Below are 6,612 nucleotides of genomic sequence, written 5' to 3' on the forward strand. Positions count from 1 at the left end.
GCGCTTCGGTTGCCAAGCTATTCAGCAGCCTTGGCCGAAGGGTTGTTCGGATGGGTCGTCCAGTTGGCATAGGTGTCTTCCACAACACTGCCGGTGCGTTCGTCCATCGCGCCGGGCTGCAACACCTCCATGGTGATACAGTCTTCCACCGGGCAGACATTCACGCACAGGTTACAGGCGACGCATTCATCATCCATCACTTCGAACACGCGGTCGGGCGACATGGAAATCGCCTGATGCGAGGTGTCCTCGCAGGCGGCATAGCAACGCCCGCATTTGATACAAAGGTCTTGGTCGATCCGCGCCTTGGTCACATGGTTCAGGTTCAGATACTGCCAATCAGTCACGTTTGGCACGGCACGGCCCACCACCTGCTCGACAGAGGTGTAGCCCTTCTCATCCATCCACTGGCTGAGGCCAGAGATCATCTCTTGGACGATCTTGAAGCCGTAGGTCATGGCCGCCGTGCAAACCTGCACATTGCCCGCGCCAAGGCTGATAAACTCTGCCGCGTCACGCCATGTTGTCACGCCGCCGATACCGGAAATCGGCAGACCGAGCGTTTCGGCATCGCGGGCGATTTCGGCGACCATGTTCAGGGCAATCGGTTTCACCGCAGGGCCGCAATAGCCGCCATGTGTGCCGCGCCCGTCAATCATCGGCTCGGGGCTCATGCTGTCTAGGTTGACCCCGGTGATGGAATTGATCGTGTTGATCAGCGACACCGCATCGGCCCCGCCATTCTTGGCCGCGCGCGCAGGGCCGCGAATATCGGCGATGTTGGGCGTCAGCTTCACGATCACCGGCTTGTCGTAATACATCTTGCACCAGCGCGTGACCATTTCGACATATTCGGGCACCTGGCCCACGGCCGCACCCATGCCACGCTCACTCATGCCGTGCGGGCAGCCGAAATTCAGCTCTATCCCGTCTGCGCCGGTTTCCGCCACGCGCGGCAGGATCGCTTTCCACGACTCCTCGTCGCAGGGCACCATGAGCGACACGATCATTGCGCGATCAGGGTAATCCGCCTTCACCCGCGCGATTTCTTCAAGGTTGGTCTGCAAGGGCCGGTCCGTGATCAACTCGATGTTGTTCAGACCCAGAAGCCGCCGGTCTGCGCCCCAGATCGCGCCGTAGCGCGGGCCATTGACATTGACCACGGGCGGCCCTTCGGCCCCGAGTGTTTTCCAGACAACACCGCCCCAGCCTGCGTCAAAGGCGCGGCGGACGTTGTATTCCTTGTCGGTCGGCGGGGCAGAGGCCAGCCAGAAAGGGTTGGGGCTTTTGATGCCCAGAAAGTCCGTGGTTAGGTCAGCCATGGCGGCAACTCCCTGTCTGTGGATGCGTCGGTTCGGCCTTGCGTGTTGCGCCCCGGACTTGATCCGGGGCCTCTTGGTCCAGAGGTCCCGGGTCAGGCCCGGGACAGGTGTCACCCCATCAGGCTGCGGTGCATATCTTCGGCCGCATCACGGCCTTCGGCGACAGCCGTGACGGTCAGATCATCGCCACCGGCCGCGCAGTCGCCCCCGGCCCAGACCCCCTTGATCGAGGTTGCGCCGGTTTCGGACACCGCGATCTTGCGCCCGTCCAACGCAAGCCCGTCAGGCACCCCCGCAAGCGTCTGGCCGATAGCTTTGAACACCTGATCGGCGGGCAACGTGAACCTGTCTTCCGTTGTCACCAGCTTGCCGCCCTGCATTTCGGTATAGGCAAAGGTCACACCGGTCAGAGTGCCATTGCCCTCTATCCCGACGGGCGCCGCGTTGCAGATCAGGCGCACCCCCTTGCGTTGTGCGTGTTCCTGCTCATGGCGCGATGCAGACATCGCGTCCTGACCACGCCGATAGACAATGCTGACCTCTTCCGCGCCCAGCAGCTTGGCTTGCACGCCTGCGTCAATTGCGGTCATACCGCCGCCAATGACCACCACGCGCCGCCCTATTGGCAATGCGCCAAGCTCCTGCGCCTGCCGCAACTCTGCAATGAAATCAACGGCATCCTCAGCATGCCCTGTCTCCTCTCCGGCAAGGCCCAATGCGTTCACACCCGTCAATCCCATGCCAAGAAAGACCGCGTCATAGGCATCCCGCAAGGCTTGCAAGCTCGTCTGTTGTCCCAACCGCTGGTCATAGCGGATCTCGATCCCGCCGATCTGCAAAAGCCAGTTCAATTCGCGCTGCGCGAAATCATCGGTCGATTTATACGCGGCGATCCCGAATTCGTTCAGGCCCCCGCCCTTCGCGCGCGCCTCGAAGATCACCACGTCATGCCCATGCAGCGCCAACCGATGCGCGCAGGCCAGACCCGCAGGGCCGGCCCCAACGACAGCGACGGTCTTGCCGGTCGGGGCGGCGCGCTTGAACGGATGTATGTCTTTGGCCATGAGCGTGTCGGTCGCATACCGCTGAAGCTGACCAATCTCGACCGGCTTACCCTCGGCCGCTTCGCGGACGCAAGCCTGCTCACACAAGGTTTCGGTGGGGCAAACCCGGGCGCACATTCCGCCCAAGATATTCTGGTCAAGGATCGTGCGGGCCGCTGCATCCGGCGTTCCCGTGGCGATCTGCCGAATGAACAACGGAATGTCGATTTCGGTCGGACAGGCCGTGATGCACGGCGCATCATGACAGAAATAACACCTGTCAGCGGCCACGACCGCTTCATGGGCGTCGTATGGCGGATAGGCATCGCGGAAGTTCTGATCGAGGGTGGATGGCTCCAACCGTCCCGGTTGCACTCCGTCGCTTCGCTGCGGTGTCGTCATGGCTGATTCCCGTTGGCTACTCTGTATAGTCGAGCACAGATCGGCATCTCTGACCAGATGGTAAAATTTTTGAAATACGCGCTTTCGGGAAACAGCCCCCTGCACGGGTGGTCGCCCTCCAAAGCAAGCGATTGGAAAATAGTGATTTTCCGCAAAGCTATTTGCCCTCGCCGCGATAACAGCCAAGACCACCCCACCCACCGTGACTCTGCAAATGCTCATTTCCTGTGCAGAAAAATCGACGACACAGTGTTTACGACAGCCTGCAAGCCCGGCCTTGAAGCCATGTAAGGGCCACGGGCGGGCTTGTGCCACGCGCATACGGACCCCGCATACCGGCCACGCTGCCGCGCCGAAGTACAGCATCCAATAGCCTCGGAATTGCAAGTGGCGGAGGGAACGCGACTGGCAGCGAACCTTCTCCGCCTATCAAGTAATTGTTTTTATTTGTAAATTATTCAATATATCTCGCAGGAGACTATCCTTCTGCTGCATCGTCGAGCTGCAAAATGCATCAATCACCATCTTGCTTTCCTCGGCTCGCCCCGTGGCCATAGAGGCTGGCGTTTTGGTGGGCGCGGTCCTCACGCTCAAACTCAAGCGTCGAGTGGGTGATGCCGAATTCGCGCTCAAGCATTCGCTTTATCGTGTCCTTGATATCCTCCAGGCAATCCCAGGATCCTGTCTTGAGAACCACGTGCGTGTCGAATGCGACAGCATGCTCCTCCATCTGCCAGAAATGGGCGTGGTGGATGTCTGCCACCCCGTCGACCTCGCGGACGGCGGCGACGACCGCGCCATTGTCGATGTCTGGAGGGCTGCCGAGCATCAGAGTCCGGATTGGGCCGCCGATCTCGGTGAAAGCGAGGTAGAGAATATAGAGCGCGATGCCGATGGTGATCGCAGGGTCCACCCATCGCATGTCGTAGAGGATGATCATCGCGCCACCAATGATCACGGCGACCGAAGAAAGCGCGTCAGACAGGTTGTGCACAAACAGCGCGCGGATGTTCACACTGCCCTTCTGCATGGAATAGGTGAGCAGCGCCGTAAGCGTGTCCACTACCAGTGCGACGCCGCCCAAGATTACCACCGTCCAGCCGACGATCTCGGGCGGGTCGATCATCCGCATGCTGCCCTCGTAGATCAGATAGAATCCGACGAGGATCAGCGTGGTGTAGTTGATCAGCGCCGCGACGATCTCGATCCGGCCGTAACCGAACGTCATACGCTCGTCCGCGGGGCGCCGCGCGATCTTGCGCGCGGCAAAGGCGATGACCAGCGAGGCCATATCGGAGAAATTGTGCAGCGCATCGGCGATCAGGGCTAGGCTGCCCGAAAGGACTCCGCCGATGACCTGTGCAACGGTCAGGAGCGCGTTGGCCCAGATCGCGATGGACACGCGCCGGTCACCGGACTTGGGGTCGATATGACCGCTGGCGTGGTCGTGAGGCATCGTTTGCTCGCTTCGCTCCTAACGTCGTCTTTATCAACCGCGTGACACTCTTCGCAAAAATAGGCCATCGCGCGGGCGTGTCATCCGATCAGCCCCGTTCGAGCCCGAATAGGAGCCCGATGGCCACCGCGAGTCCCAGTCGCCGGAAGACTTAAAGGTCATCCATTATCGCAGACGCCAATCTTGCCGGGACGACAGGGCCTGCGTCAGTCCAGGGCATCATGACCCATCGGCTTGCAGTCCGACAGGTCCGAGCCACCGACGGCCGCCACACCCTTCGCAAGGTCGCGCAGGGCACTGCGCAGACCCTCCTCCAGCACCGGATGGTAGAACGGCATGGCCAGCATGTCCGCCACCGTCATCTGCCGTTCGACCGCGAGGGCCAGCAGGTGCGCCAAGTGTTCGGCGGCTGGCACGCACATCTCGGCGGCCAGGAGCCGACCGGTCTCGCGCTCGGCGTGAAGGCGCAGCAAGCCCGCGGCGGTCTGGGCTATGCGGGCGCGCGGCTGATCCGAGAAATCCGCGTTTCCCGAGACAGTGGTGTCTTCATCCAGATCCGACAGAGGTGGCCCGACCCGCGCCACCTGCGGCGATGAAAACACGATCGACAGGGCCGTACGCCGACACAATCCGTGATCCGAAGCATCCGGTGCAGCCATGCGCCCGGCGATATGCCCCTCGTCGGCAGACTCGTGTAGCAGCGGACGATAGCCGTTCGCGTCGCCGGCAAGAAACACTTGCATCTCGCCGATACGCAGCGTGGCGGGATCGATCCGGGGCATCCCCTTGTCGTCAAGCGGAACGCCCAACGTGTCCAGCCCCAGCCCGTCGATGTTGGGGCGACGCCCGATCGCGACCAGCACGGCATCAGCTTTGAAGACCCCGCCCGCGCCGCTCACGCGGATCGTGCCGCCCGCGTCCTCGAGTTCGGCGGACGCGCCCGTATGCAAGCCCATCTCGGCCTCGATCAAGGGACGGAAAGCCTCCAGCACCTGACGGTCGTCAATGCCGGCCAGCGTTTCGGCCGCGTCGAACCCGGCCACATCCAGCCCCAACCGGGCCAGGGCCTGGGCCATCTCGACCCCGATTGCGCCCATGCCGACCACCGCGATGCGGCGGGGCAGGTCATCCTGCTCGAACAGGCTGTCCGTGGTCAGGATCCGGTCTCCGAAGGTCCGCCAGGGTCCGGGCACCACCGGGCGGCTGCCCGGCGTGAGGATGATCGCGCGCGCCTCGATCTCGTCGCCATTCACCTCCAGCCGGCCAGGCCCCAGAAGCCGCGCGCGACCTGAAACGGCGCGGTCGCCCAGTTTGTCTGGCACGCTTTCCGGCCCTTTGACGAACCCGTCACGCATCCTGCGCACACGGGCGAGCACGGCCGGGATGTTGGCGCGCAACCCCTCGGCGCCCTGAATGCCGAATTCCTCGAAGGTCAAGCGCCGATGAAACGCGTGCGCCGCCTCGATCAGCGCCTTCGACGGCATGCAGCCCACGGCGGCGCAGGTGGTGCCCCAATGGCCGTCGTTCACCACAAGAAAATCGTCGGTATAGCGGCGCACCTCGCGCAACGCAGACAGCCCGGCGCTCCCCGCGCCCACGATGACGGTATCGACTTTTATGGGCTTATTCGTCTGCATCAGCCTCAGCCTTGGTGGCGTGCTCGGTGCCCGGCTCATGCTCAGGCGGGCTGTATGTTGTGAACAGTTTCAGCATCCCGGACCCGGTGTTGCGGAAGTTGTGGAAGACGCCCGAGGGCACGATACCGACATCGCCATCGGCGATGTTCGTTTCCACATCACCAATCCTGGCCACACCTGTGCCCGCGACGAAGTAGAGCATCTGGTCGTGCCCCTGATGCACCTCGCCGCCGATCTCGCCGCCCACGGAGATGGCCATCAGCACCAGCTGTGTCTTTTCGCCGGTCCACAGGACCTTGCGGAACTCGTTATTTTCGCGGGCGAGTTCGACGACAGGCAGCGTCATTTTTTCCGTATCGGGCATCTATTCTTTCTCCATCACTCAAAGCCACAGGATGGACGTCAGAGATGTGCGCCGTCACTAACCCAAGTCAGTCGGGCAAACCCAACTGTGAGCTACGCTTCAACTTCTCAGGTTTTTCAGGTCAAAATTAGAAGGAGATCATGAATGTCCGAACGCGAACAGTATATCGAGAAGGCCAAGGCGCGCATCGACCAGTGGAACGCCGAGATCGACAAGATGAAGGCCAAGCTCGACGAGGCCGAGGCAGACGCCAAGATCAACTATACTCCGAGTCCTGCAGAAGCCGAATTTGTTGACTTGACTGCTGGGTTTGGAACGATTCAGCTATTGCTTATGATCCGCCCTGACTTTCTTTCCTCACCAGCCCGCCTCGAGCTTGAGGCTTGCG

General features: G+C 61.7%; 6 protein-coding genes. 1 reads left to right on the top strand and 5 read right to left on the bottom strand.

The genetic code is table 11. The features are described 5' to 3' along the window. Positions 1-17 precede the first annotated feature (17 nt). The 5 genes from preA to ROE7235_RS02780 form a co-directional block, all read right to left on the bottom strand. Positions 18-1,322 (bottom strand): NAD-dependent dihydropyrimidine dehydrogenase subunit PreA, encoded by a 1,305-nt coding sequence (preA, locus tag ROE7235_RS02760; protein ID WP_121093123.1) that lies wholly within the window; start codon positions 1,320-1,322, stop codon positions 18-20. 110 nt (positions 1,323-1,432) lie between these two features. Further along, on the bottom strand, positions 1,433-2,767 hold the full coding sequence (locus ROE7235_RS02765; RefSeq protein ID WP_121093124.1) for an NAD(P)-dependent oxidoreductase: 1,335 nt from the start codon (positions 2,765-2,767) through the stop codon (positions 1,433-1,435). Positions 2,768-3,281: 514 nt separating this feature from the next. Continuing rightward, positions 3,282-4,223 (bottom strand): cation diffusion facilitator family transporter, encoded by a 942-nt coding sequence (locus ROE7235_RS02770; RefSeq protein WP_121093125.1) that lies wholly within the window; start codon positions 4,221-4,223, stop codon positions 3,282-3,284. A 206-nt stretch (positions 4,224-4,429) separates the two neighbouring features. Further along, positions 4,430-5,860, bottom strand: a complete 1,431-nt coding sequence (locus ROE7235_RS02775) for a dihydrolipoyl dehydrogenase (protein ID WP_074788144.1) — start codon at positions 5,858-5,860, stop codon at positions 4,430-4,432. Further along, a complete protein-coding gene (locus tag ROE7235_RS02780) occupies positions 5,847-6,224 on the bottom strand; it encodes a cupin domain-containing protein (RefSeq protein WP_121093126.1) in 378 nt (125 codons plus the stop codon). The genes ROE7235_RS02775 and ROE7235_RS02780 overlap by 14 nt, the downstream gene beginning before the upstream one ends. 144 nt (positions 6,225-6,368) lie before the next feature. On the opposite strand from ROE7235_RS02780, the gene ROE7235_RS02785 reads away from it, so the two are divergent. After that, positions 6,369-6,612, top strand: a 244-nt coding sequence (locus ROE7235_RS02785; RefSeq protein WP_503128422.1) for a sll1863 family stress response protein, incomplete at its 3' end; no start/stop codon positions are given.

The sequence above is a fragment of the Roseinatronobacter ekhonensis genome (genome assembly GCF_900499075.1).
Lineage (GTDB): Bacteria > Pseudomonadota > Alphaproteobacteria > Rhodobacterales > Rhodobacteraceae > Roseinatronobacter > Roseinatronobacter ekhonensis.

Excerpts from the sequence above, each read along its gene's own strand:
- preA (WP_121093123.1), bottom strand. The coding sequence starts at position 1,322 with ATGGCTGACCTAACCACGGACTTTCTGGGCATCAAAAGCCCCAACCCT.
- ROE7235_RS02765 (WP_121093124.1), bottom strand. The coding sequence starts at position 2,767 with ATGACGACACCGCAGCGAAGCGACGGAGTGCAACCGGGACGGTTGGAG.
- ROE7235_RS02770 (WP_121093125.1), bottom strand. The coding sequence starts at position 4,223 with ATGCCTCACGACCACGCCAGCGGTCATATCGACCCCAAGTCCGGTGAC.
- ROE7235_RS02775 (WP_074788144.1), bottom strand. The coding sequence starts at position 5,860 with ATGCAGACGAATAAGCCCATAAAAGTCGATACCGTCATCGTGGGCGCG.
- ROE7235_RS02780 (WP_121093126.1), bottom strand. The coding sequence starts at position 6,224 with ATGCCCGATACGGAAAAAATGACGCTGCCTGTCGTCGAACTCGCCCGC.